This is a genomic window from Pantoea rodasii (assembly GCF_002095465.1).
Taxonomy (GTDB): Bacteria; Pseudomonadota; Gammaproteobacteria; order Enterobacterales; family Enterobacteriaceae; genus Pantoea; species Pantoea rodasii.
Map to the genome: position 1 here is coordinate 15,115 of NZ_MLFP01000006.1, position 21,949 is coordinate 37,063.

Sequence of the window (21,949 nt, forward strand, 5' to 3'; positions counted from 1 at the left end):
TGTGATAACCCAGCCCGTGTCGACTTCATCGCATGTGGCAGTCATTTTGCCGTCCGCATTTCTTTGTCAATTCGCCGCACATAGTGGATCAGCCAGGCTTTAGGCCTGAACGTATTTGGCGGCAGGCAATCACTAGTTTTGGCGTGACGATCGAGAATGGCGGTAATGATGCGGTCGCGTTCCGAGCGCGGCTTACCTTTAAGCGCGGCCAATATATCTGACCGGCACTTGCGCGCTACCGCCCGGATCGCGTTTTCAGCTTGTGTCGACATCATGCTATTTTCTCTCTTGCTAGCGGTGAGCACATCTCTGGAAGATTGGCGCGCACCAACGCTTCAGCGAAAGGCGGCGGTACTGCATTGCCGCATCGGGCAACCTGTTTGTCCTTCGCGTATTTCGTGCCGCGAAAGTCCTGATCAATGACGTACCAGGAAGGGAAGCCCTGCGCCGCGTAGAGTTCATGAGGCTGCAGCATGCGCATACCGATATCGACTATCTGGTAATCCGTGCCGTCAACCGTGACCAGACCGAAACGGTCATTAGTAGTGACGGTGCCAAGGGGCTCAGTCAGGCCAACGCCGCCTTTCTCGTTGCCGTAGTACTTCATCAGGAAGGCGCGCACTTCGCCCAGGTGGGTGCCGCTGGCGGTGATGGTGTGCAGCGGCGTGTCGGTAGGTTGGCCGGTGTTGTTACCGCGAAACTTAATCAGGTTAGACGTAACCAGCGCATGATGATCGGTGGTGGTCACCGTATGCGCTGGCCCATCCAACGCGGCGCCGGGGCCGATATAGTTGCCACCGAAGTGTTTGGCGAGGAAAGCGGTCGCGAGGGCAAACTTATTGCCCCCGGCGGTAACGGTTCCTACTGGCTTGTCTATATCGAGAACGCGCGGCGCTTGTCCGGGGCGTTCACCATACCCCATCTGAATCATTGTGGGCACGACTAACGCGCTATGCCCGCCGCCGCCAGCTGTGACCGTTCCCGCAGGTTCATCAACCGGGTGACCAACACTGTAACCGAACTGGCGGGATATGACCGGCGCAAGCATAGGGCAGACAACGTTGGTGCGGTTCTGAGTCAGCAGCGTAAAAAAGGCTTATCAACCGGGCGCGGCTTCATTTGGAATGTTGATCCGCCGGTACCAGCAAAAATCGGCGCGACCACGGCGTACCCATGCTTGCGGGTAATCGTCTGAAGTGGGTCATCCAGTGACTGGCCCCGGAAACAGTCATAACCGCCTTTGCTGGTGGTGTGATTGCACTTCACGATGAATGGCGTTGGGTTGTCGATTACGAAGCGCTGAATGCCGCGCGCGATGCGCTTCATCGTATTTTCGGCCAGCGGCTTGCTGCGTCCAAAAATGCTGGGGCAGGGAATTGACCAGTCGATGCATTCAGCTGCGGTTCGCCATGCCTTCAGGTGTCCTGACTGAACAGCTAAGCTTTTCGGATCCCCGTGCGATGGCTGTGGCCACGTCACTGACTGGCCGTCGCAGCGCATCACCATAAAGAAGCGTTTGCGGATAGTTGGCGCGCCAAAGTCACAGGCGCGCAGCTCGCGGTATTCGACCGCATAGCCCAATCCGGCGACAAGGCGGCGGGCGTCTGCGCTATGGCGTGCAATCTGTAGGAAGTCGCAAACCTCATCCAGCGCCGGGTGATCCGCCGGAACGCCAGTGCTCAGCATCCCAACGAATGCCGCGAAGGTTTCTCCAGCACGCGCCGGATTCGGACGATCTTCGCTGTCCAGCAGCGGCCCCCACGTTTTGAACTCTTCCACGTTTTCCAGCATCACAACGCGCGGGCGCTTCGCAAGTGCCCAGCGAATGACAATCCATGCCAGGCCGCGAATCTCCTTCTTCACTGGCTTGCTGCCCTTGGCCTTACTGAAGTGGCGGCAATCCGGTGAGAACCAGGCCAGCCCAACCGGCGCGCCAGCGGTCGCAGCCACTGGGTCAATATCAAACACCGATTCGCAGTAATGCAACGTGTCCGGGTGATTGGTGGTGTGCATGGCGATCGCGTTCGGGTCGTGGTTGATGGCGATGTCCACGCTGCGGCCGGTAGCCATTTCGATCCCTGTACTGGCTCCGCCGCCGCCGGCGAAGTTATCAACGATGATTTCTCTCACTGAGCATGCTCTCCAAAAGTTGTTGCGAGCGACTGCGCGGCGGCAATGATCACGCCTGTTGGCTGACGCTCCAGTACCATGCGGTTGATGTGATGCTTTATTTTGCGCTGGTGATCAGCAGGCAATAACTCGATGCTTTCCACCTGGTTGGATAGCAACTTGACCTCCGCTGACCATATATCGTTAGCTGTGATGGGGATATCAACTGGTAAAGTTGAATGACTAAGGCGAATTGCAACTTTCTCAATCTGCGCCATGAATGCTGCGCCGCGCGCCTCGAGATGGTCACGGCTGACATAATCGAATTTTGGTCCGCGCCATGCCTTATCGAACACAGCTATCGCCGCGCCGAACCCGGCTGATGACTCTGAAGGCTGTCCGTCTTCTGGCCGGTACCAGGCGGGCAGGTCGAAACTGATTCGTCCGCGCACAAAGGCGATGTGATCCGCTTCTTCCGGCCACCATGTCTCGGCGGTTGCAGCTTTGATGAAATACACATACCGCCCGCCCAGCTCGCGCATCGCCATTGTGTGGGCGATGATGTGGCGCATGCCGGTGATGTACTGTCCATCGTGCTCGCTGGCTCGGCTATAAGGTGGGTTCGCATACGCTGCGCCTTTCAGTTCAGCCAGGCGGGCCGACCAGTCCTGAGTCAGCGCGTTATCCTCTGCGGTGTAATACGCCTCGCACTTATGGTTTTCGAGATCCGCAAACAGGTCGAGAACGAAAGGGCCGTAAAGTGAGTTGATGCCCCACCAGATTTGATCAGGGGTGCGCCACTGGTCGCCAACCTGCTTAAGCTTATGGGTTGGTTGTGCGCGCAGCGCTTCCAGCGCCGCAACATATGGGTTGGTCATGCTGGTACTCCAGAATTTGGGCGTAAAAAAACCTGCCAAGGCAGGTTTAGTATTCGTGATTAATCAATTAACAATGGTGGAGGGGAGTTCATTAACCATTTCATTGCGTCCTCGAGATGGAAGCAAAAGCTGATTAAAACGATGGCACTAACAAAGATAGCTACATAGTGAAGGAATTTTTTTGACTTGATATATGATTCCTCTCCTTTTTTGACCACCTTCCACTCCGTGCTTAAAATTAAAGAAGAGTTGAGATAGATTTTATCGGACAATATTTCGGCTGATTTAATATCTTTTGTTTTCAGTAAGTTGTCGATTAATGAGTCAAGTTCTTTCTCTGCGACCCTCCTTCTGTTAATGTCTGAGTTTAAACGAAGTTTTATTCTCCCTGTATATCGCTCAATCTCATTCCTAGCTTCAGATATTGCTATCTCATAAACTTTGGATTGCTCTCTATGATTTTTAGCTGATTCTGGGTCTGCAAGATACATTCTACTTATTGACAAGTGAGTTTCATAATTCTTGTCGTTATATACCCATTTCTTATAAGATTCTATTAAAAAAGAAATCTCCTCTCTGAATTCATTTATCCACGCCTGCCTGAACTCAGAAACCTTATTTTCTTTTGTAATTATCATACCTATGAAAGCTATAAAACCAGCAATCATTGCGGCAATTATTGGACCCCATGGATTCACTTACCTTCCTCCTTCTGATAAACCGGATCGCTGCCGCGCGGGGACTGCGAAGCTTTCTTCTCTGCTGCGCGTTGCAATGTTGCGTGTCATAGGCCAACCATTACACTTGTGGAAGTGTAGGGATATTTGCCTGTTTTATCGCTTCTCTTATCCTTGAGTGGCCAACAGGATTGAACTGTTTTATTAAAATTCCATATGGCCCATCTCGGTCGAAGTGATAAAGCTCTGAGATGAACGTCGACCCATTTATGTCAATTCTTTGCTTATGACTGAAAATTTCGGCTGACTGGTAAACCTCGTATTGTTCTGGATAAATGATGAGATATTTATACATTTAAGCCTCCATTGTTAGTCACAATGTTTTACCGCTTAAGCTGTGATCTCTCAAGGGTGCTGTCGGTGGGCTCGCTAGATTGCACTGATTTGCATGTTAATATTTGGGCTCAACCACATGCATTCAGTTCTGGCCACTGAACCAGATTGACCGTTAGCAGTTGTGGTGCGCGACGCCCTAGTCCATCCCGGCAAAGCATTGTTGTAGAAATCTGTGTTATAGCCGCAAAGAATGACCATTCCTGTTAATTGCTTAAGGCTAGATAGAAGAAGCGCGTGTTCTTCATTCGTCATTTCAAATCTGTAAGCACTGTTCTTGGCTACATTGATTCTGGTGTCATGAACGTAAGGGGGATCAACAAAATGCAATGTGGTTGGGCTGTCGTGATCGAGCATGCATTGAATTGCGTCACGGTTCTCAACTAAAACGCCAGCGAAACGACTTGATACAGCAGCAAGATTATCAGGCTGACGAGCGAAGATTGCCTGCGCTGTGGCACTGTTTCGCTTAGTGTCTAATCTAAATCCAGTTTTACCTTTAGTCGCCCCGGCGCTACCAAAGCCCATCGCTGCTCGAACAACTGTTCTTCTGGCTCTTTCAACAGGATCATCCGTTGGTTCATACGCATCATAAAACTCTTCCCTGGAGTAAGGTGTGAGCGCGCAATGCTCTATTAATCTGTTGCCGGCCACTTCGTCACGTAAAACCCGGAATAAATTCACCACCTCACCATCAAGGTCATTATAAACCTCTGCCTCGCTTGGCTCCTTTCGAAGAAGAACCGAGGCTGCCCCTCCAAATGGCTCTACGTAGCATCGGTGCTCTGGAAAATGGCTAATGATCCATGACGCCAGGCGGAATTTTCCGCCGTGGTAACGTATAACGGGATGCTTAATTCCTCTCATTTCTTACCCTTACTCGCTAACAGGCCACAGAGCAGTCTCGGTTAGTTAATCTCTGACGCAGGGGCAAGCGCTGCCGAAAAGGCTTTGCCCGAAAGTCATTTGATTGCCCCGGTGCCTTTGGCTGCGGCTTTGCATGATTAAGCCCCTGCTTCTTCCAGTCGCGATTTGTGATTGAGGTATGTGTTAGTCGCCTGATCAAGTAACTCGTTTTGCTGGGCCAGAAGCTTGGAAGCGTATTTGTAGCACTTGTCCAGGTGGTCAATTGACTCAGCCTTTCCAGCCTCTTCGGTGAAATCGGCAAGCAGTTGGTCCGGCGTGCGCGTTGATGCACTGGTGTTAGTCGCCGGGTTAATTTCGCGCTCGGACTCCTGCGGTTCTGGCTTGTTGTTGATCAGATTGTTCAGCTGGCTGCGGCTGCGCGGCGGGGTGACATCGCGCTCTACGCGCTGCGGCTGATCGAATTCGTCTGGCGTATACACACCAAGAATGACTTCAGGGCAGTAGAGTCGAGCCCAGCGCTTAACCGCAAGATAAGCCAGTTGCTGTCGCGGGTCGTCTGCCCAAAGCGTTGAGTTACGCGTTCGAGCCTGAGCCAGAAGAAGCACCAATTCTCGCGGCTGATCCTCCCCCTTCAGCGTTGCCCAGACTCGAACGCCAATCCCTTCTTCATCGATTAGCTTCCATCTGGGAGTGCGGTACTCCTGGCCTTTATCGTTTTTGCGGATATCAAACTTGCCGATAACCTTTTCCCAGGGGCCAAACCAGTCGTAATTGATGCGATCCTGCATTGGTCCACGCGTGGTGATGACGGCGTTTACTAGCTGCGCCTCGTAGCCCAGAACGCCATTTACCGTATGCGTTTTCTGAGCAACAGCGAATGGATTCATGCGCCACTGTGCTGCCTGCATCGTGATGGCCATGCAGTCTGCGACATTGCCCTGCAAGTGGCGTGGGATAGTGGATACGCCGCTTGCCATAACCTGCGCGAATTGCTGAATCGCTGCCAGATTTTTAGGGTTGAAGATCGCCACATTGGAGTTGGTTACTGGTTTCTCTTCGTCGAGGTGTAGCTCGGTAAAGTCATTCATCCGTTTTCTTCCTTGCCCATGCCGGGCGTCTGATTTCTTCAATGCCGCCCCAGTTCTCGCTAACGCGGCATTCGTGATAGGTATCAAGGTCGCGGCGGAATAGTTGATAACCAACATCCACGTCATCCTCGCCCAGTTGGAACACCCGCACCGGGTACCGTCCGCAATCAATCGACTCGCTGACGGCGATAAAAACGAAAAGCGGGTATTCGCCAAAGTGCTTGCTGTAGCCTTCGCGGTAATAGGCGTCCTGAACGTGATAGCGAAATTCTTCGACGTGGCGCGCAAAGCGGCTCATGTCTGCCACTTTCTTCACGTCCACGATTACTGGCTGGCCGGTCAGGAATTTATCCGGGCGGATACGGCATAGCTCGCCAGTTTGTTCATCGTTCCAGTAAATCGATGCTTCCTGATGCCCTTCGGCTTCGAGCAGCCAGCGTGCGGCGGGATGGGCGAGGGCGCTGGAGCGCATCAGTTTCAGTTTTCGCCCCTGTTCGGCATCCATCACCGTCATACCCAGCCCTGAGCAGTCCTTTAGAAACGCCTGCTCGTTCGCTTTACCTTCGTTGGTGCGGCGGTTGAACTCCGGCGCAACGATGAATCGCTTGTCGAACTCTTCCGGTTCCAGCAGCAGGCAGTGAAGCGCGGTGCCCATATCGAGCGCCGCTTTTTTCTCTTCATCTTCAGGTGCCTCTTTGCGCCACTGGAATATGGCTGGGTTGATCGAAATGTCATCCAGCTGTGATTTACTGATGCCGGCGCCGTGGTGATACGCCTCATTGCTAATGTCGAAATAAATGCCAGGCTCCATCATGCAACCTCATCGTAACTGTGTTTGTGCTTCCAGATTTCAATCGCTCGTTCGCGCTTCGCAGCGGTGATCATCATGTCGCGCATGAATGCGTCGGCGGCCATCTCCAGTTCATCATCCATGTCGAACATGCCCATGGCTTCGTGATCGAAATGGCGAAGCAGGTAAATACAGGCTGGCGCCACAATTGGGCTCATGTGCCGCTGATCCAGAATGCTGTCAACGCGGGCTGCGATGTTTTGCAGCTCATCATCAGGCAGGCTGTCGGCAATGGCCTGAACCTCTTTCCCGTCTTTGTCGTGCAGGCGAAATTTCATTTGCGTTCTCCCATGATCAGGCGCTGCAAAAACTCGTTGATGAACGTGAAGCCATTGAAACGCTTAAGCAGCTCAGAGCGCTGCCGATCCCACGTTTCCTGTTGTTTCCGGTATTGCTCTGCTTTCTGCTGCTCTGTCACGGGGCGCCATCCTGAGTAATGACCTCTACCAAACGCTCCCAGAGTTGCTGTAAGCGGCTTTTGGGCTGCCAGTGCATAACGTCCGCACCGGATAATTTGAAAGTGAACTGGTTGGTTACAGGCGTGTTTATTGGGGAGCTACCCATGTGGGCAGCCCCAGCAGTTGCAAATTGCATGGGTAACTCCTGTTGTTAGTTAAGCGGGGTGATCAGTAATTGATGGTGGTGTGGGGAATCAGGCCGTCTTTAAGCGCCACCAGAGTGGTGATCGCGTCTTCACGGGACAGGCTAGCGTTGGCAATAAGCGCATTCACAACGGCGGTACCAATTGCTTTGCGGTGGAGTTCATTTGCGGCGCGCTTGGCAGCTTCGTCGGCTACACGCTTTTCTTCAGCCAGGCGTTCATCTTCCGCTGCTTTGGCTTTGCGTTGTTCCTCAGCGATTGCTGCCTGCTTTTCACGCTCAGCCTGTTGGCGCGCTTCCTGCGCCAGTTTTGCAGTGCGGTCCTGCGCTTCTCTGGCTTCACGCTCAGCGCGCTCCTGTGCCGCGATACGGTCACGTTCTGCCTGTTCTGCTTTGGCCTTCAACTCTGCTTCGCGGCGCGCTGCTTCCTCGCGCTCAACCTGCGCTTTCTGTTCGGCTTCACGGCGGGCAGATTCGGCGGCTTCCTGCTTCAACTTCTCTTCGTGATCGCGTCGTGCTTTCTCTTCCGCTTCTTTGCGGAGGCGCTCAAGCTCGGCAGCCTGATCTTCACGCTGTTTGGCTACGATCGCCGCGGCTTCCAGTTTCTGCAACGTGGCATCCTTCGCCACACCTGCTTCTGTGGCGATTTCCTGCCAGGTGTCGTCCAACGCCACCGCTTTGGCTTCACTGATTCGCGCCTGAATGTCCGTTGACGGCAGATAGTTACCAGCATCATCAATAACGTCTGCCAACGCCCGCAATCCTGCCAGTCGCTGCTGTAACGCATCTTTCTTTGCCTGTTCGGCTTGCTGCCACTCTTCGCGTGGCGCCAGAATCTTGTCGCGAATCGAATCGCATTCTTTAGTGAATCTGCGCAGCTCTTCTTCCGCTGGCTTAACTGCTTCCTTCAGGATTTTGAGGTAATTGCGTCCAGGCTCCTCAATCGCCTTCTTGCTGGAACCAACCATGCGCGCCAGTGAGCCAATCCGTTCACGGCCTGCTCTAGTGGTTACATCAGGAACCTCAGTAGCTAACTCACGAATCTGGTCGAGATAGGCATCAAGGCCATTTGGCACATACAGCGCCGGTGCCTGTTCTGGCTTAATTTCCAGAACGGTTAATTCCATTATTTCACTCATATCCTTCTCCTGCGGGCAAAAAAATACCCGCACAGAGGCGGGTGTATTTAGGAAATCCCTATCACAGCGAGATTAATTACCGGGTTGTAACGAATCAGAGGGTTAGGGATTATCAAATCATGACTACATATCGCGTAAGAGTGGGTTTTCATAACCCCACAGGCCTGACTTTCAGGCAGCTTGATGAAGTACTGGAACCCCTCCGTTTCTGGCGAACAGATACGAATGGTGGCAACTTCCGTTATTACATGGAGTACGAGTATCAGTCTGAAGTAAGAAGCATTTGTGATGTTTGTGAGCTGGCCTATTCCCAGGCTTGTAAAGTGAGGAAATGTCCGCTGATTCTTGTTGAAGCTAAACCCCTTGGAGAGCTTTAAAAGACCGCCCCAAGGGTCGACTGGTCTTCTTCTTTGGTTCAACGAGTGAACAAATTAGGAATTATGAAGTTTCCAGCGCTCCGCTCTGAAGTTAATATACGAGTTTTATGGGGGCCATATTCATGAAAAATGTTGTTTTAAGCATGCTTGCCAAAATTTCCAACATTGATGCTGAAATGAAACAGTTAACAGCCCGTGTGGAAGCTCAATCCCTACTTATAAGTGCGCTTGTTTTAGCAGTAGGTAAGCAGGGTGGAGTTAACGAAATGATTGAAGGAGCAAATAAAGCTATCAACACAGTTATTGATTCAGTTGAGTCTGATGAGGTGTTGAAATCAGACGCTGCAATATTGTTAAGCGAGCTTCAAAATCTGTTGAGCATCTCCAGAGCGGTTGATGGTGCTGAGGAAGAAATTAATCATGACGGTCTTAATGATATTACCGGAGTAAGTGAAGCTTCTGATAAAACTCTTCCTGAGAACTGAACATTTTAAATGCCAGCGCAATGTGTTGGCAGTTCAGACCATTCAACTTTACTCACCTCATATCAGTGGGATCGACTTGCCTCGCATTTTCTGCACCGCATGAATCTGACGACCCGCTTCGTTGCTAACCTTCTGAAATTTGCTGCTGATGCGGTATTCAACATATGCCTCGGCACCCGCCAGAATCTGCTTGTGATAATCCGTCTCGGTGTCGACTGCGCGATTAACACTCGGTGTCGCCCTGCGTTTGCACTGCAACACGACACGATTTGGAGTAGGGCGGTGCATTGCTTCTGAACTGTTGCTGGCTTCGCTCTGCAGGCCTGCACGGCGTTCCCGCCGACGACCAGCAGCTGAACCAGTGAATTGAGTTCTGCGTGTCATAGATACCTCCTGAGTGAATTTTAGTGATGGGCGCTGGTGCTTATCTTCGGCTTGCCTCGGTGGGCTGCACTTTCCCATCCCAAAACTCACGCTTTGGTATTAGTTGGCTTTTCAGCCACGTAGGTGATCCGTCACCGTTGTTAAAAGAGCATGTTATCCGTTTCGTTGTTAGCCAGCGTCCTGCTGATGAGTTGTAATTTAGCGTTATGCTAAATTAATGGCAATAGCAAAATGATAAATAAATTTTGAAGCGAGTTTAGCAGAATGATTTAGAAGGGGTTTTATTTTTACGGACGAAAAAAGCCCGCACGATGGCGGGCTTCTTCTCACTCGCCTGGTGGTAGGAGCACCAGACTTGTTCGATTACGACTGGAGTGTAGTTACCAGCTAAGGTAATACGAGGCGAACTCGAAAATAAAGCGAAGCGTTAACCAGCTTCTATAAAAAAGCCTGCGTTACACAGGCATGAAATTCTTGCAAAGGGAAATTCTACAATCAGCCTATGCTGATGCGATGAGCATACGCGCATTATATGAATTAGATACAACTGATCATCTTTTGCTCTCTAATGAGCACGATGTGGATGAGCAGGCACTAAAAAGCCCGCAAAGTCGCAGTTGTGATACGCTGATTTGGGTGAAAATTGAGCGGGTGACGTATGGAACTTGAACAAGAACGTGCAGTGATGATCGCCACCGCAATCGGCTCGGCGGTGCTGGAACTAAAATTCAGTGATGAGCTAATAACTGAATACACGCTATCGGAGAAACTGGAGGAGATGCGACGGCGGGAAACGAACGTGATCGGGAAGGGGGTCTACAGGGATGCTGCGGAACTGGTCAGGACGGGTTGGTTGCCGGTGGCATGAAAAACCCGGCGCGGTGGCCGGGTCTTATCGTTTGCATCAGTTAGTTGGCCTCAATCGGCGAGCACTGCGTTCTTCCCAGTCCAGGGAATCGGCATATGACTAATATCGCTATTTTTAAAAATATTATCCGAGGCTATTTTAGTTGCTATCTGATTGAAATTCTCAAAAAACCAGAAATTTTCATGTATATCTTCTTCAGACATCGGCCGTTCATTTAAATCGACAAATACAGTTTCAATAACGAACTTTGCGTCGAAAGCCGGTTTAATGTTGGGATCGCCTGCATCTACCCCTTCAGCATGACCAATCATAGTTACATCAAATGTCATGATTACCTGTTGTGGACCTTCTTTGTCGGCTTCTACTATTCCAACATGAATCTCTGAAAAGGAAACATTGAATGTGCCTTGTTCAGTTATATCATTGACATTAAAGCTTGATGTTTTGACTGAAAATCCATCAAAACCAATATTCTTAAGCATCATGCTGTCCATCCCATGCACGGTCATGAGTAATGTGAGTTACAGCGCTCCACTTTGTGCCGGCTCGAAATTGAGACCCAAAAGACAAAGCGATTGTTTTTTCTTCAGGCTTTTTATCAAAGTGAAAATGATATTCATTTTTACTTTGTAACTTCTCTTTGACTGAATCCTTTATGAATTCGTTGAGATTCATTCCCTTGGATTTAGCCATTAGGTATGCCTGCTTATGAAGCTCCTCACCAATACGAACATTGAAGGTTCCGCTCATGGTTTTGTCTGGTTCTTTTCCAATCGCAGCGCATGTTTCAAGATAGTCATCAACTGCAGCCTCAAACTCAGCTTTCAAACTCGCTAGATCTTTAGCCTCATAAGTAACTAAATCGTTGATGCATTCAATCTTTCCACACATGCTCAACTCTTCCATGGAAAAATCAATGCTACCGAAAAAGCCCTTATAATTGAATAATTTATTCATAGCCGTCCAACTCATCTAATAAAGCTTTTGCCTGTTCTAAGGCATATGTTTTCACGATATTTCCTGGATGCGGGCAGTGCAAACTAACTAAACGCTGTTCAGCGTTTACAAATTTACGCCTGGACCCTGAGCCATTAAGGAGCCCAAATCCATAATGCCCCATGAGTGTAACTAGCTCATCCCACGTGAAATCCTTTGGTAAGGTATCTAGTCGCTTTCGAAGCTTATCCTTCTTTGACATCAGAGATATCCTTGAAAACATATTAGCAACTAAATTCCAGTTGCAAGATGATAAAGTAAAATTTAACGGCTAGCAAATCTATATACTTTTAATAAACAAACAGTTACGTATCACCGACACAATAAGATAAACTTCATAGGTCGCAAGAAGGCTGAACAAATTTTAGGTCTATTAGATATGTTCATCGTCAAATGCCGCAAAATCTTTAACCAAACATCTCTTTCGGCCACTACTCACCAGTTATACGTTGCTTCATCTCGCGCTGGTGCTTGTGATAGTCCTCGTCACATTCAGCCGAGCAGAAGGCAGTATCAGCTATGACTTCTTCATCCTCGCACCAAATGCATTTACCGTTGCGGCTAACTAGCCTCGGCTTACGTGCTGACATTGACGCTGCCAGATGGGCTTCTTCGCGCTCTTGTGCCAGATCTGCATCATCCAAAATGATTCTCCTTAATTATCATACCTATCTTCCTGCGATTAGCCGCCTGGTGCATAAGCTCCACTTGCGATGAACCATACCAGGAGTGCTATACCAGCAACAATGATCGCTACTGGAAACAGATATCCAATTTTCACTTAAAATCTAGCCTCGTTACGTTAACTACAACTACGGCCTCATCAGCCAGAATAAAGCTATGATGCTAATGACGATAATTATTACTGTCCGCACATACTCATCTGGCATTTACACTCCCAACAAGCGGTGTTTCGGATCAACGAGTCTTACACCAACCGCAACTTAGTCTCAATCGCTACGCCAATGATCTTGCAGTTACCGTTTATAGGAGTCATAGGCCACTGTGGGTTTAATCCTTTCAGGTACTTCTGATTGCCATCAATCACCAGCTTTTTGAACGTAGCTTCGTTATCATCCACCAGTTTGGCGATTACGAGATTACCATTCGCAGCTTCGCGTCCGGTATCGAACAGTACGAACGTGCCTTCAGGAATGCTCAACCCCATCGGCGCTGTCATAGAATCGCCTTCGACCTCAAGCCAGAACGCATCGCCTTGCAAATGAGCGTCAGATTCAAGCCACAGGTCGATGTCTTTCAGTGAGTAGGGCTCACACGCCTCTGCCCACGCACCGGCCTGAACTTTGCTAAGAACGGGATATCGGACGCCGCGAGAGTAGGGAACCGGATTGGCAACATTGGCATCAATAGTTGCAGGAGAATGCAGTGAGTCCAGCCAGCCATTAGCCAAACCTAGAGACGCCTCTATCTTGCGCGCCATCTTATCACCGACATTCCTTACGCTTTTTTCGCCCAATAACTGGCTGAATTGGGACGCGCTAATTCCCAAAAGGTCAGCAAAGCTGGCCTTAGTGTTACCGCTGGACGCCAAATGCTTTTTGAGCATTTGCTCCAGATTTGCTTTGCGAATGTCTTTATTTTCCATTCATTGATTCTCACACCATTTAGCAATTCGATAAATATGCAAAATGCTAAACTGAGCTTGATTGTAATTTATCATAAAGCTAAACTGATTTCGTTAATTAAGGAGGCACCGATGGGTAACGAATTACTCCGCTGGCGCAAAGAGGCAACCAATGATGATTGGGTTCGCCTTGCAGCTCTGGCTAAAACGTCTGTTGGCTACCTTGACCAGATTGCATATGGATTCCGCCGCGCATCACCAGGCAAAGCATCCGCAATCGAGGAAGCCAGTAAGCACTTCTCCGGTTATGTACCGGTTAACAAAGAAAATTTGGTGTTCGCACCGCAGCGTGCATCAGCAGCTTAAGCATTTTCCGCTCTCTAAAAACGGACAACCTGTCCTACGTCGCTGAAAAGCGAATCCAATGAAACAAACACATCAAACGTGGCATTTGCTTCGGCTTTGTCACGTCTATCAACTTCTAAAAGGAATTATCGAATATGGACAGTGCAAGAAACAGCAAGTTAATCAATGAAGTGGAAACAGAACTCCGATCTCGCCTGACACACAAAGGCCAGCGTGTTTTGGCTGATGAAGCTGGATGGCATGAATCGAAAGTAAGCCGCTTAAACCTGCGCGATATGGCAACGGTTTTCGTGCTGCTGGAGAAGGTATGGGAAACGAGCCTGATTGCAGAGGTTGCCCGACAAGCGGTAGCTGCTGCGATGGGAAAAGAAAAGGCTTCTTGCGCTGGAACGCTCGAAGCCTAGTAGCAATTTGCGAACACAAATAACTGGAGAAAATTATGCCAGGACTAACTGGATATGTAAACAGTGGCGGGTCACTTTATGAGTAATCTTGCCCATGACAATGTTTCACCAATCAGGCCTGATTTGCAGGTCTTGGAGCGCCGTGTGGTCGATACCGATAATGGGTTTACCAGAATCGCTAACGAGCTACTGGAGGCTATCGCAAGCGCCGATTTAACAGCGCGTCAGTTGAAACTGATGTTGGCTTATGTCCGCAAGACTTACGGTTTCAACAAGAAAACAGATCGCATTGCTGACGAGCAGATTGCTCAACTCACCGGGCTATCAAGGCAGAACGTCAATAAGGCAAAAAAAGAACTGCTTTCAATGAATTGCCTGTTAATGGATGGGGGGTTAATCGGCGTTAACAAAGAGGTTTCAGCGTGGCATTTCAGCAAGTGTCTCCAAGTTAGCAATTTAGTCTCTAATCCAGAGACAAAAACTGTCTCTAACCTAGAGACTTTACCTGTCTCTAACCCGGAGACACACAAAAGACATTATTCTAAAGACAAGAAAGACATTAATTATTCGTCCGAGAATTCTGGCGAATCCTCTGACCCACCCTCTGAAAATATTCCGGCTATCCGACCTGATGCAGCCATCCAAACTCCGAAAGGGGACAAATGGGGTACAGCTGACGATCTCAAAGCAGCCGAATGGATATTTTCTAAAGTTCGCAATGTGTCGCCCACTACCCAGCAACCTAACTGGCCGGCATGGGCGAACGATATCCGCCTGGCGCGCAACGCGCTGAAATGCACGCATCTGGAAATCTGTGAAGTATTCAAATGGGCCAATGCTGACGCCTTCTGGCAGACCAATGTCTTGAGCCCTGCAAAACTTCGGCAGAAGTGGGACACGCTTAAAGCACAGATGAATCAGCCTAATCGAAACCGACCTGTATCGGCGGATCACCAACCAGCTGCCCACTGGAACAGTGAAGAAGCCTGGGAGAATTTCATATGAGACAACTCGTAGCAGCCATCAACAGCCGCGACAGCAATGCGCTCGCCCGTATGGCCGGAGATGCACCGCAGCCTGCCGATCGCCGTCTTCACCTTGAAGTCGAAAAATGATGAACGAGTTTTTTGACGGCCTGAAGCAGGTTTTCCCGGCATCAGTAAGCACCGCCTGGCGTACGCCTAATGATGAAGCAGCGGCAAAGCGTCAATGGATTGCGGCCTTCGCCGAGAACGGCATTACCAGCAAAACACAGCTGGCGGCCGGAATGCGGCAGGCGCGCGCCAGCGGATCACCGTTCCTGCCATCGCCCGGCCAGTTCATCACCTGGTGCAAGCAGTCATCATTCAGCGCCGCTGGCCTGCCAGACGAAGATTCACTGTATTCCCTGGTGATGACCTACTGCGCCAAACGTGGCGGTTACGTTACAGCAGAAGACTATCCGTGGGGCAGCAACGCCGAATACTGGATGGTCACCGGCCTGTACAGCATGATGCGCGCTAACAATCTGAGTGAACCCGAGCTGCGCGTGAAATGCCGCTCTGAGCTGCGCAAGATGTCACAGCGCATCGAAGCTGGAGAAGAAATACCCGAGCCGTGTAAGCAGCTGTTAAAGCTCTCCATCCCATCAACCACCGAGAAAGCGCAGGAAGGCGTTGCGATGCTGCGTGCCACCCTGAAGCGAGGTAAATCATGAGCAGGGTCACCTAAAACCGATCGTACGGCGTTGATAGCCCTCAAAGTGGAGGGGGTATATTCGCAACGCAAAAAATCAATAAGTTCTGCTTTACGTTTCAAGGTGTGAATTTGACTTGCACTTTACCGGTAACATCTTATTTTCTGAAGGTACGCTCAATACACACAAACTGAAGAGGGATATTTATGGCTAAGCATCATTTTCTGAAATCACTTGAAATTACAGCAATTGTCATTTTCGCGCTGGTATTGGCTTACTTAGCTATTACCGGAATCTTATCATCAATGGGCATTGACCACTCCTGGGCTTACCCTCATCGTTAAGTAAATTAAGCACCAGGGAAATCAAGTAAAACTTAAAAATAAACTAATTAAACTATATGGCCGACATCTCGAAAAATGGGGTTCGGTTGCACAAATCGAACTTCCTCGCCGTGGGGCAACAGTTACTCCCATTGCTCGAATCTGGCGACTGCTACCGGCTAATCCTCAGGCCGTGGAAAGAAAAACGTAGCCTTTCACAGAACAGCCTGGTCCATATGTGGTTTGGCGAGATCAGCGAATACCTCATCAAGTCTGGTCGTATCGACGCCACACCTGATTGGGTAAAGCGCAACCTCAAGCGCACTTACCTTGGCTGCGAAAAGATTACATATACCGACTTCGTTACCGGCGAGAAGGTCACCACCTACGAGCCGCGCCACACATCCAGCCTTGATACAGGAGATATGCACTTCTTCCTCAATCAGGTTGAACAGTGGTGCGCGCAGTTCGGGCTGGCATTGACCATTCCGCACGATAGCGAATATCAAAAACTGAAGGATAATCAAAAATGCCTAAGAAAACATGGTCAGATAAGGATCTGGCTTACATCGAGCGCGTCGCCGGAAAGGTTCCTGTGCCCGTGATGGCAGCCGCTATAAACAAATCGGTGTCAGCTGTTACAGGTAAGGCCCACTCGCTTGGGCTAAAGCTGAAGGTACCAGCAATCATCCTCAATAAATATTGGCCCGATTACGCGCATAAGGACCGCACAGACGAAGCGTCATAATTCATTCATGCAATTCTGCAATAACAACCTAATATTTAGAACAGAACACAGATAACGTTCGAAGTTTTAACCACGTCTTTTCTGTAATAACTTTAAAACTTCCGGGTCCGTATGAATATGAATTAGGGCCAGATGTTATCATGTGGAGAAAATCTGATGAAATCAGGACTTGAAGCAGGTTGCGTTGCCTTGGTGATTGACTCAGTGAATCCAGAGAATGTCGGCAAGTCTGTAACATTACTGAGTTGGTTCGAGGCTGAAGAATTTTTTAACGCCCCAGATGGTACTCGTGGACAAATGCCCTCTAACACAGGTGGCTGGCTGTGTGTCGGTGACATTGTATGTGTTGGCAAAATGTCCGTCTCGCTAAGAGATTTCAGAAATTATGGCTGGTGTATTTTCCCATCCATATACCTTATGCCGCTCAAGGGCGACGACCTCAGATATTTTGATGACCGCAATAAGGAGAGGTGCAATGCCTGAAGAAAGGAAAGCACCGAAGGTACGTAAATGCAGAATATGCAAAAAGCGCTATAAGCCTCTTACTCTTTATCAATGGTGGTGTTGCGAAGAGCACCAGGACGAACTGATAAAGCAACTCGCAACAGCTGCCAGAAAGAAACGAATACAGCAGCAGGAGCAGGTCAGGAAGAAAGAAGCACAGCAGGAAAAACGTCACCTCAAGATCCGCAAGTTAGCACTTAAGCCCCTCAGCCACTTCCACAAACAAGCTCAAGCCGCCTTCAACGAGTTTATCCGCACACGCGACGCCGACGATCCATGCATAAGCTGCGGTCGCTTTCGCGATGGAAAATATGACGCTGGTCATTACCGCACTCGCGGGGCATCGCCGGCCACACGTTATGACGAAACCAACTGCCATAAGCAGTGCGTTCCCTGCAATCAGCATCTCTCAGGAAACATCGAAAACTACACGCCAAACCTGATTAAGAAAATCGGGCAGGATGCTTTCGATCTCTTGATGGGCCAGCACCCGGTGGTTAAGTGGACGCGTGAAGAGTTGCAGGAACTAGCGTCGCACTACCGGCAGAAAACCAGAGAGCTAATAAAGCAATCAGAGGCGGCATGACCTGGCTAACCAGATTACTCAGCCGGGTTTATCCCTATCATCCCATCCCGATACTGAGTAAGCGTCCCCAGCTGCCCGGCAAGCCCTACAAAAATCACCAGACGGAGAAAGAAATGATCGCCGATTACCTTCGAGAAAAATGGCGGTTGCTCAGAATGTACCGCTCACGAAATACCTTCCCGGTCGATTACCGAATTATCAAGCACACCGCCAAAATCATGTGGATGAAACATGCGCATTGAACGAGACTTCCAACAAATCGTCAGGCTTGCGGGTGTGCGCAGCGCTGCCGACATGCGACGACTGTTTGGTAATGGATGGAAGACCATCAATTCATCGCAACAGGCATGGGTTCGCCACATGCTCACAGTGTGGGGTCAGCACCTGGGTAATGAAGATTACGATCGCGGAGAAGTAAACGTTATTGGCCGCCTTATGATGCGTTGCGAATGGAGTGAGCAGCAGGGCAGACAGATTGAGAAAATCGTGTCAGAGCTACACTGTGAGGGTTTGCGCGGCGAAGAGTTATTCCGCAAAGCCCGTGACCTGCTAATCCCTCAATCAGCAACGGCAAACATCATTGCTCTCGCCAAAGAATCAGATGATGCTGCCTTTGTTGAATCAGTTATGGTGAAAACATTCGGTAAGGACAACCCGATTAAAAACGTAGCCAGATTACGATATTGCAAACGCAAGAGCGTGCAAAACATCGGAGCATCCATGATCTATTTCACGGGTATCAGCACTAAGGAAGCCCGTAACAGAATGGAATGGGCGCTGGATATTCTTGAGGGGGAAATGTTTTATGCAATCAAACGCGAAATGGAGAATTAAATTCCCTAGAATTAGAAGTGAAGAGAATAGATGGCACAAATAGCTAAAGACAAAGGGCATGTGACCTGGCATATTCACTTTACGCTCGGGAAGCAAAGCGGACTGAGCAGTTCCATCATAAGTGAGTGATTAAAAGCGCCACGGTTACCAGCCGTAGGCGTTTTTTTTATTTACTAAAATCATATAGTTTTAATCGAATGCTAAATTCTCTTTGCTACAACGAATCCCCCTGAGCGGAGGGGCAGAACAATCGAAGTGCGTTAACATGCGGGTGTCGTTGATTGTTTGCGAGCCTACCGGGAGGCACCCGGCGCTGTAGCGACTATAATGCTTTCGTTGTCTGCTGGCTTAAATCATCTTTTGATAGTAACCCGGCATGTCAATTAATCCGCCGTTAGCTTATTGGAAAGAGCGCTGGCTCTAATGCCAGAGGACGGGGTTAAATTCCTTGACGGCGGACCTCTCCATCTCATGGATGCCTGAAAAAACGTATAAGCGTCAGGTGTCAGGTCATATAATTAAGATAAAAAACTTCACTTAAGTAATGCTTAACTATATGCTGGATTTAATGCGGTGAATCACGTCTAGTGGCGTGGCAACAGTCAAAGCTCTGGAGGGCTGTCTGAGCAAGCGGGTAAGGGGGCTGTACCTTACTCACCGTCTAACGAGCGGCACCGCAGATAAGCCATAATGCTTCAGCAAAGCATGGCTCACCTCGGTGGGCCTTTTTTAAAAAAAAGATCCCGAAATGATAAGTTCCGGGATAAAAATTCAAGTTTCTTCAAGAGATTGGGTAGTACCCGCCGAGTAATATACGCGTAATCAGTTAAAATACCTTAAGCACATTCTTAATCAGGTCTTTTGGCGGCGTTTTTTCGAATTCCTGACGTTTTACATCGATGATTCCGTCAGGCAGTAAATTCAGTTAGCGTATTCCGGATTTGTGCCAGCACGGCTTAACTTAGATATTGATAGATTGAAACTACTGATCTTTCCTGTGCGTTGTAAATGAGAACTATCATTGTTGAAATGCTGATGAATGCAGCTAGTATTGATTGTGTATCATCTCAATGCGCCACATCTAACGATGGATTGTTACCTAATCATTGACGATAAACGGGCGCACCAAATTCAGGGCACTGCTCAGGTGGTGCCTTTTTTCAATCAAGATTCTTGACTTCAAAAAAGAGATTTTGTAAAAAATAAATCGCCTGATGTGTTTCATTCGCTAGTCCAATCATTCATCTCGCATATCAGGCCGAAAGCCCCTTCTTAACCGAAGGGGCTTTTTGTTAATCTGAATTCACCAGTGCTAAACAGGGCAATTCACGATCGCTAAATGCGGCAGGGTTTATTATTTTTACCTTATGTTCTAGAGTGTTATCAATGCGGTGAATCCCTCTAAGCGATGGGGCTTCAGCAATCACTCTCCTGAGTGGCAACAAGCCTAAAAGCGGATGAAGGTAGCTGTACTTCATTCACCGGGAGGCACCCGGCACCGCAGACATTTTCAAAGTCGGAACGAATCCCCCTATGCGGCGGGGCATCAGCTAAGAGCCAACGCAAGTTTGCGGATGAAGGTAGCTGTACTTCATTCACCGGGAGGCACCCGGCGTTCCGGCGACCTGCTAATATGACAACATTGCTATGAATCCCCCTATGCGGAGGGGCGACAGCTTTACTCCCAGAATCGGTCATAAGCGGTAAGTATTAGCTGGTACTTATCACCGGGAGGCACCCGGCATAGCAATCCCCAATCTGATTATCTAAAGGCTCGCTCTGGCGGGCCTTTTTTCTTTTTCCTTTCGGTCAGTAAAACCTCACGTAATTTTCCTTAGGCTTAGCGGGCGTATTTTCTCCTGACTATAGACAGCACCGACCCAATGGGAGGTGTGTATGAGTATCAATATGAGCAAAATTGCCACGGGCGCTGCTTACGGCGCTTCCTCGGGCACGATTGCTGTTGGATTGCTAACCCGGTTAAGTCCTGATGAGTGGAGCGCGGTTGGTGTTCTTGCTGGCATCGTGGTCGCGGTCATCACTCTTGGAATCAACTGGTATTACAAACGCAAGGCTACTCTGGCGCAGATTAAAGCCTATCAGCGCTGGCCTGCAGGCTCTGACGCCCAAAACGAGGAATAACTCATGTCTATGTCTATCAGTCTCCGCAATAAGATGATTGCAGCGGCGGGCGGTGGCGCATTGTTTATTGCCACGGTATTTCTCGGCGGCAAGGACGGCGTAGAAGGGCGAGTATACGAACCCTACAAAGACGTAGCCGGAGTCTGGACTGTCTGCGACGGGCATACCGGCAGCGATATCGTTAAGGGCCGCAAATACACCGACCCTGAATGCGATCGCCTGATGTGGAATGACCTTCAGCCCGTTAAACGTGCTGTAGATAGTCTGGTGAAAGTTCCGCTTGGTGAATATCAGCGAGCATCGCTCTACAGCTTCACTTACAACGTTGGCACCTCTGCCTTTTCAAAATCCACATTGCTTAAGAAGTTGAACGCCGGTGATGAAGCCGGAGCGTGCGAGGAAATGCGCCGGTGGGTATACGCTGGCGGCATGAAATGGAAAGGGTTGAAGAATCGTCGCGATATGGAGCGATCACTTTGTCTGGCGGAAGGTGCAAATGACATTTAGCCTGCGTACTTTCCTTATCACCCTCGTGTTGATAATTGCCGGTGCCATTGGTTACGGAGAGATTCGCTACCTCAATGGCTGGTATGCCCATAGCGCCAAAGTTAACGTTGACTACGCACTGAAGAAGCAGAAGGCTGAAGCCAAACTGGTTCCGATTGAGCAGAAGGCGGCAACAGCTAATGCCGATGGCAAAGTCATCTACCGAACCATTACCCGCGACGTGGTGAAATATGTACAAGACCCGAATCGCACTTTGTGCCGCTTCGATGATGTTGCTGTCAGCATGCGGCAGCGAGCAATCGACGCGGCCAACACTATCCCAGGATTTGATGAGTCCACCGTGCAAGCTAAGCCAGGCGGGAAGGGACAGTGATACTGATCTGCAATCGGATTTAGAAAACGCTGAGTGTGTAATAACCCTCCGTCTAAACATTTACAGATGGCAGGCCTGGTACAGAGCCTCGCAATAGCTGAACGTGTGAAAGTCTTTAAGGTGATGGGTTGTTACATGTGCACGCTAGTGCAGGTTGATCTGCTAGCAAAGCGGAAGGCGCGATTTATTTA

At 49.4% G+C, this 21,949-nt stretch carries 30 protein-coding genes, 1 tRNA gene and 2 pseudogenes; 16 read left to right on the forward strand and 17 right to left on the reverse strand.

What is annotated here, in order from left to right:
• Window positions 1-41: 41 nt before the first annotated feature.
• From HA45_RS10240 to HA45_RS10280, 10 genes and pseudogenes are all read right to left on the reverse strand, one after another.
• Complete coding sequence (locus tag HA45_RS10240; protein WP_240629164.1) at window positions 42-275, reverse strand: hypothetical protein; 234 nt, start codon at window positions 273-275, stop codon at window positions 42-44.
• Window positions 272-2,130, reverse strand: a pseudogene (locus HA45_RS10245) (DNA cytosine methyltransferase). Before HA45_RS10245 ends, HA45_RS10240 begins: the two are co-directional and overlap by 4 nt.
• A complete protein-coding gene (locus tag HA45_RS10250) occupies window positions 2,127-2,987 on the reverse strand; it encodes a phage N-6-adenine-methyltransferase (RefSeq protein WP_100699950.1) in 861 nt (286 codons plus the stop codon). Before HA45_RS10250 ends, HA45_RS10245 begins: the two are co-directional and overlap by 4 nt.
• A 59-nt stretch (window positions 2,988-3,046) precedes the next feature.
• Complete coding sequence (locus HA45_RS10255; RefSeq protein WP_100699951.1) at window positions 3,047-3,685, reverse strand: hypothetical protein; 639 nt, start codon at window positions 3,683-3,685, stop codon at window positions 3,047-3,049.
• A 408-nt stretch (window positions 3,686-4,093) separates the two neighbouring features.
• Complete coding sequence (locus tag HA45_RS10260; RefSeq protein WP_100699953.1) at window positions 4,094-4,924, reverse strand: DNA adenine methylase; 831 nt, start codon at window positions 4,922-4,924, stop codon at window positions 4,094-4,096.
• Between the two features lie 137 nt (window positions 4,925-5,061).
• Window positions 5,062-6,012: a RecT family recombinase gene (locus HA45_RS10265; protein WP_100699954.1), complete on the reverse strand. Its 951-nt coding sequence runs from the start codon at window positions 6,010-6,012 to the stop codon at window positions 5,062-5,064.
• Window positions 6,005-6,823 (reverse strand): PD-(D/E)XK nuclease-like domain-containing protein, encoded by an 819-nt coding sequence (locus HA45_RS10270; protein ID WP_100700135.1) that lies wholly within the window; start codon window positions 6,821-6,823, stop codon window positions 6,005-6,007. Before HA45_RS10270 ends, HA45_RS10265 begins: the two co-directional genes overlap by 8 nt.
• Window positions 6,823-7,140, reverse strand: a complete 318-nt coding sequence (locus HA45_RS10275; RefSeq protein ID WP_100699955.1) for a hypothetical protein — start codon at window positions 7,138-7,140, stop codon at window positions 6,823-6,825. The genes HA45_RS10270 and HA45_RS10275 overlap by 1 nt, the downstream gene beginning before the upstream one ends.
• Window positions 7,137-7,280: a hypothetical protein gene (locus HA45_RS27285; RefSeq protein ID WP_157811606.1), complete on the reverse strand. Its 144-nt coding sequence runs from the start codon at window positions 7,278-7,280 to the stop codon at window positions 7,137-7,139. The genes HA45_RS10275 and HA45_RS27285 overlap by 4 nt, the downstream gene beginning before the upstream one ends.
• A 208-nt stretch (window positions 7,281-7,488) precedes the next feature.
• Window positions 7,489-8,601, reverse strand: a complete 1,113-nt coding sequence (locus tag HA45_RS10280) for a hypothetical protein (RefSeq protein WP_100699957.1) — start codon at window positions 8,599-8,601, stop codon at window positions 7,489-7,491.
• A 119-nt stretch (window positions 8,602-8,720) separates the two neighbouring features.
• Between HA45_RS10280 and HA45_RS10285 the strand changes: the two genes are divergently transcribed.
• Both HA45_RS10285 and iraP read left to right on the forward strand, forming a co-directional pair.
• The gene (locus tag HA45_RS10285) at window positions 8,721-8,978 is read left to right on the forward strand and encodes a hypothetical protein (RefSeq protein ID WP_100699958.1); all 258 of its coding nucleotides are present in this window, start codon (window positions 8,721-8,723) and stop codon (window positions 8,976-8,978) included.
• 122 nt (window positions 8,979-9,100) lie between these two features.
• Window positions 9,101-9,463, forward strand: a complete 363-nt coding sequence (gene iraP, locus HA45_RS10290; protein WP_100700136.1) for an anti-adapter protein IraP — start codon at window positions 9,101-9,103, stop codon at window positions 9,461-9,463.
• 57 nt (window positions 9,464-9,520) lie between these two features.
• Here iraP and HA45_RS10295 read toward each other — a convergent pair whose 3' ends face one another.
• Window positions 9,521-9,847 (reverse strand): transcriptional antitermination N peptide, encoded by a 327-nt coding sequence (locus HA45_RS10295; RefSeq protein ID WP_100699959.1) that lies wholly within the window; start codon window positions 9,845-9,847, stop codon window positions 9,521-9,523.
• Window positions 9,848-10,505: 658 nt separating this feature from the next.
• Between HA45_RS10295 and HA45_RS10300 the strand changes: the two genes are divergently transcribed.
• Window positions 10,506-10,715, forward strand: a complete 210-nt coding sequence (locus HA45_RS10300) for a hypothetical protein (protein ID WP_100699960.1) — start codon at window positions 10,506-10,508, stop codon at window positions 10,713-10,715.
• A gap of 50 nt (window positions 10,716-10,765) precedes the next feature.
• Here HA45_RS10300 and HA45_RS10305 read toward each other — a convergent pair whose 3' ends face one another.
• From HA45_RS10305 to HA45_RS10325, 6 genes are all read right to left on the reverse strand, one after another.
• Entirely contained in the window at window positions 10,766-11,200 is a 435-nt protein-coding gene (locus tag HA45_RS10305) for a hypothetical protein (protein WP_128598923.1), read from the reverse strand.
• Window positions 11,190-11,672 (reverse strand): type II toxin-antitoxin system HicB family antitoxin, encoded by a 483-nt coding sequence (locus tag HA45_RS10310; RefSeq protein ID WP_100699962.1) that lies wholly within the window; start codon window positions 11,670-11,672, stop codon window positions 11,190-11,192. Before HA45_RS10310 ends, HA45_RS10305 begins: the two co-directional genes overlap by 11 nt.
• Window positions 11,665-11,913, reverse strand: coding sequence for a type II toxin-antitoxin system HicA family toxin (locus HA45_RS10315; RefSeq protein ID WP_100699963.1), 249 nt, complete (start codon window positions 11,911-11,913; stop codon window positions 11,665-11,667). The genes HA45_RS10310 and HA45_RS10315 overlap by 8 nt, the downstream gene beginning before the upstream one ends.
• Before the next feature lie 229 nt (window positions 11,914-12,142).
• Window positions 12,143-12,355 (reverse strand): hypothetical protein, encoded by a 213-nt coding sequence (locus tag HA45_RS28065; RefSeq protein WP_058972627.1) that lies wholly within the window; start codon window positions 12,353-12,355, stop codon window positions 12,143-12,145.
• Between the two features lie 38 nt (window positions 12,356-12,393).
• Window positions 12,394-12,492, reverse strand: coding sequence for a YoaK family small membrane protein (locus tag HA45_RS28640; protein ID WP_143808501.1), 99 nt, complete (start codon window positions 12,490-12,492; stop codon window positions 12,394-12,396).
• A 147-nt stretch (window positions 12,493-12,639) separates the two neighbouring features.
• Window positions 12,640-13,317, reverse strand: a complete 678-nt coding sequence (locus HA45_RS10325; RefSeq protein WP_420849009.1) for a LexA family protein — start codon at window positions 13,315-13,317, stop codon at window positions 12,640-12,642.
• Between the two features lie 111 nt (window positions 13,318-13,428).
• Here HA45_RS10325 and HA45_RS10330 point away from each other — a divergent pair, with 111 nt between their 5' ends.
• The 13 genes and pseudogenes from HA45_RS10330 to HA45_RS10395 all read left to right on the forward strand — a co-directional run bounded on the left by HA45_RS10330 (window position 13,429) and on the right by HA45_RS10395 (window position 21,758).
• Window positions 13,429-13,662, forward strand: coding sequence for a transcriptional regulator (locus HA45_RS10330; RefSeq protein ID WP_100700138.1), 234 nt, complete (start codon window positions 13,429-13,431; stop codon window positions 13,660-13,662).
• 134 nt (window positions 13,663-13,796) lie between these two features.
• Window positions 13,797-14,066, forward strand: coding sequence for a CII family transcriptional regulator (locus HA45_RS10335; RefSeq protein WP_100699964.1), 270 nt, complete (start codon window positions 13,797-13,799; stop codon window positions 14,064-14,066).
• 78 nt (window positions 14,067-14,144) lie between these two features.
• The gene (locus tag HA45_RS28070; RefSeq protein ID WP_100699965.1) at window positions 14,145-15,071 is read left to right on the forward strand and encodes a replication protein; all 927 of its coding nucleotides are present in this window, start codon (window positions 14,145-14,147) and stop codon (window positions 15,069-15,071) included.
• A gap of 106 nt (window positions 15,072-15,177) precedes the next feature.
• Window positions 15,178-15,762, forward strand: a complete 585-nt coding sequence (locus HA45_RS10345) for a replication protein P (protein ID WP_158087309.1) — start codon at window positions 15,178-15,180, stop codon at window positions 15,760-15,762.
• Between the two features lie 379 nt (window positions 15,763-16,141).
• A pseudogene (locus tag HA45_RS10350) lies at window positions 16,142-16,594 on the forward strand (YbcN family protein); the annotation flags it as partial.
• A 374-nt stretch (window positions 16,595-16,968) separates the two neighbouring features.
• Window positions 16,969-17,295 (forward strand): hypothetical protein, encoded by a 327-nt coding sequence (locus tag HA45_RS10355; protein WP_100699969.1) that lies wholly within the window; start codon window positions 16,969-16,971, stop codon window positions 17,293-17,295.
• Complete coding sequence (locus HA45_RS10360) at window positions 17,288-17,902, forward strand: recombination protein NinG (protein ID WP_100699970.1); 615 nt, start codon at window positions 17,288-17,290, stop codon at window positions 17,900-17,902. The genes HA45_RS10355 and HA45_RS10360 overlap by 8 nt, the downstream gene beginning before the upstream one ends.
• On the forward strand, window positions 17,899-18,144 hold the full coding sequence (locus HA45_RS10365; protein ID WP_100699971.1) for a YlcG family protein: 246 nt from the start codon (window positions 17,899-17,901) through the stop codon (window positions 18,142-18,144). The genes HA45_RS10360 and HA45_RS10365 overlap by 4 nt, the downstream gene beginning before the upstream one ends.
• Complete coding sequence (locus tag HA45_RS10370) at window positions 18,134-18,736, forward strand: hypothetical protein (protein ID WP_100699972.1); 603 nt, start codon at window positions 18,134-18,136, stop codon at window positions 18,734-18,736. Before HA45_RS10365 ends, HA45_RS10370 begins: the two co-directional genes overlap by 11 nt.
• Before the next feature lie 388 nt (window positions 18,737-19,124).
• Window positions 19,125-19,195 (forward strand) — tRNA-OTHER (locus tag HA45_RS10375).
• Between the two features lie 1,437 nt (window positions 19,196-20,632).
• Window positions 20,633-20,878, forward strand: a complete 246-nt coding sequence (locus tag HA45_RS10385; RefSeq protein WP_100699974.1) for a class II holin family protein — start codon at window positions 20,633-20,635, stop codon at window positions 20,876-20,878.
• Between the two features lie 3 nt (window positions 20,879-20,881).
• Window positions 20,882-21,385 carry a lysozyme gene (locus tag HA45_RS10390; protein WP_100699975.1) on the forward strand — a complete coding sequence of 168 codons (504 nt, stop codon included), beginning with the start codon at window positions 20,882-20,884 and terminating at the stop codon, window positions 21,383-21,385.
• Window positions 21,375-21,758 (forward strand): hypothetical protein, encoded by a 384-nt coding sequence (locus HA45_RS10395; protein WP_100699976.1) that lies wholly within the window; start codon window positions 21,375-21,377, stop codon window positions 21,756-21,758. The genes HA45_RS10390 and HA45_RS10395 overlap by 11 nt, the downstream gene beginning before the upstream one ends.
• Window positions 21,759-21,949 lie beyond the last annotated feature (191 nt).